This window comes from Shewanella sp. 11B5, assembly GCF_002836795.1.
Taxonomy (GTDB): domain Bacteria; phylum Pseudomonadota; class Gammaproteobacteria; order Enterobacterales; family Shewanellaceae; genus Shewanella; species Shewanella frigidimarina.
The window spans coordinates 1-3,084 of sequence record NZ_PJAP01000930.1 but is presented as its reverse complement, the minus strand read 5'-3'; the positions used below and the strand labels follow the sequence as shown (position 1 = coordinate 3,084).

General features: G+C 43.2%; 2 protein-coding genes. Both read right to left on the bottom strand.

What is annotated here, in order from left to right; genetic code table 11:
• Positions 1-2,143 (bottom strand): trimethylamine-N-oxide reductase TorA (gene torA, locus CXF78_RS18390; protein ID WP_102037568.1); only part of this gene is annotated, 2,143 nt, incomplete at its 3' end.
• 12 nt (positions 2,144-2,155) lie between these two features.
• Positions 2,156-3,084 (bottom strand): NapC/NirT family cytochrome c (locus CXF78_RS18385; protein ID WP_102037567.1); only part of this gene is annotated, 929 nt, incomplete at its 5' end.

Here is a 3,084-nt window from a genome sequence, read left to right as displayed (position 1 = left end):
TAGGATTCAAGTACACGGGTTCACGACCTTGTACCGTATAGGTTTCCCGATATTGCTGCGACTCACACATTTGTGAATGTAAGCGTTTATCTGGGTGGCAAGATTGCATCCACATTGGGTATTTATCTGAACCAGGACCACCATGGCTGCGCTCTGACTTTTCTATCCAAGTAGGATGGCCAGGACAGTCATCGTAATTGAATTGGGCGATTTTACGGCTGAAAATTTCAATCAAGCCCGATGGTGTACCCAATGGATTCATTTCAGGATCATCCCTAAAGTCAGCATGGCGAGTCCAAGGTTGGCCTTCACCAAAATGTACATAACCTTGTTTCCAGAACGTGTCGAAATTTGGCATATCGAACTTACCGGCATTATCGGCTTTACAGTCGTTATAAAGTTTCTTAATCCAGTCAAATTCAGACATGCCACGGGTATATTCTGTCTCTTTACCCATTATTTTGGCAAAGCGGGTAAAGATATCAAAATCAGACAAGCTATCAAATAATGGTTCAACCATTTTTTGCATCGCTAAAACACCACGGTTAGCGTAGCTGCCATAAACGTCAATGTCATTACGTTCAAATGTAGTACAAGCGGGTAAAACTATGTCTGAGAAACGGCACGTTGCTGTCCAGTTAATGTCGACAGTGACCACACATTCAAGCTTTTGAAATGCTTGCTTCATCTTATTTCTATCTTGGTGATGACTCCATGGATTATTACCTGAAAATACCATCATCTTAATATCAGGATAAGTGACCTTAGCCCCGTTGGCATCGATGGTTTTACCCGGTTCTAAAATGGCATCAATCCAACGTGCAATCGGAATGGTGCTACTCGCACCTTTAAAATCATTACTGTCGAATAATGGCTTTTGGCCTTCATCAAGATTACGAGGAAACGCGCCCGGTGCCGCTGCGCCCGATGAAGGAACACCAATACTTGAGTAATGATGGCCATAGCTGATACCACCACCAGGTAAACCAATTTGGCCAATCATAGTGGCAAGTACAGCTGCCATCCAATAAGGTTGTTCACCGTGTTGTTGACGTTGAATACACCAACCCATCATGATTTGAGTACGACCTTTGGTCATCACTTTAGCTAAATCACGTATAATTTCAGGGCTAACACCAGTAATTTTACTGGCCCACTCTGGTGTTTTAGCTACGTTATCTGACTCGCCTAAAATATAAGGTACGAATCTGTCGAAACCTAGGCTGTAGCCCTCAATAAATTTTTCATCGTGTAACTTACTGGTGATCATTTCATGGGCAATACCCAGCATTAACGCAACGTCAGTTTGTGGGTTGACGTAAAGTTGCTCACAGCCTAAGTATTTTTGGGTTTTAGTGACCACTGGGTCGATACTGATCACCCGGATCTTACCTTGTTTTACTTTTTCTTTAAGCTCCGCTAGATAAGCGAACGATTCATGGGTTTCGGCGTTCCAACCCACTTGCAGGTTTTTATAGGGATCATTTGACCACAAAATGATGGTTTTAGATTGCTCAAGGATCAACGGCCATGAAGTACCTTGGGCATAAACTTCAGTAGAACCTAAAATATAAGGCAAAATAGTTTGGCCAGCACCCGTTGAGTAGTCACCTATTTTTTTGACAAAATTACCGTGCATTCCAACAGCGCGTTGCATGTGACTGGTACTTGAATGCAGTTGTCCAGTGGCGCGCCAGCCAGTTTGACCTGCGTGCAGTCCTGATGGGCCATATTGAGTCTGTACCTCATCAAGTGAATCTTTAAACAGAGTCAATGCTTTATCCCAAGTGACACGGACAAAGCGAAAATCACCTCGTTGACTGGTATCGCTTTTATGACCTTTCAATAAAAAATCTAGGCGTACCATAGGGTAGCGAACCCGTGAAGGGTTGTAGACTAAGCCTTTAACGCCATTAATCATATCGGTAGGGTATTTGTCCAACTCAAATGGAATCACCTGGTCAATCACGCCATTCTTACGTTTCATCTTGAATGCACCAAAGTGCGAACCGGTAGTCAACCAGTCGTCATTTGCTTTAGTGCCCGCAGCTGCAAGGGCATTGAATGGTGCCAAAACTGATGTACTGCTTAGTCCAACATAAGAAGTCGCCACTAAGCCTTTAAGAAAATGTCTTCTGTTCATGATGATGTCCTATTAATGCGCCGACTTATCGAAAGTAGATGAATGCTCTTGTAAGTACTTTTGTACAAGCGCTTGAGTGTCTTGGTCCATGTTGACGAATGCAATCATGCCTTTAAACATTCCAGGCCAGCTGTTAGCGTCAAAGTGTGCTTCTGCTGGTTGGGTATGGCACACACTACAACTTCTGGTATAAGTGGTGCGGGCATAATCCCAAAGTGGCTGTAAATCGTTAATTAGGTAGTCAGCATCTGTCCAAATTTTGGCTTCAACACGCTGCCATGTTAATCCGGTCATAGGGTCTTCTTTCTGTTCAAAAACATTCATTACGCCTTCTTCTAACGCAGCATCTTTTGATAACTGAGCTGACAGAATGTTAAGACCAAAATCGAAATAGATAACACGACCAGCACCAATTTTTTTACGCCAACCATTAATACCAACTAGTACACGACTGCCATTGATTTCAAGTACCGTCACTTTAGTGGCAATGTTTAACGTGCCAGCTTCAACATCTGTTTTTTGATTAAAATAAAGGGGTTTAGTCAAGGCAGTAAAGTACTGAGCACCAACCACAAGACCAGTTTCGCCAGATCCTACTTGTGCAATGAGTTCTGGTGCACGAGAAGTCCCCATGTCAGGAAGTTTGTGAGCAATACCTTTATGGCAATCAACACAGCTCTGGTCTATCTCTGCTGCACGCTTCATTTGTTTTTGCGCCAACTTTGACATGTCATCCCATTTCATCGAGTCATAGTTATGGCAGTTTTTACACGCCAAAGAGTTATCACGGTCGAAGCGTTTCCACTCACGGCTAGCCATCTCTAGACGTTTTGATTCAAATTTTTCTTCAGTATTAACAGTTTGCATCAACCAGCCCCACATATCATGTGATGCTTCAATCTTGCGCCCAATTTTACGACTCCAGTTATGCGGCACGTGAC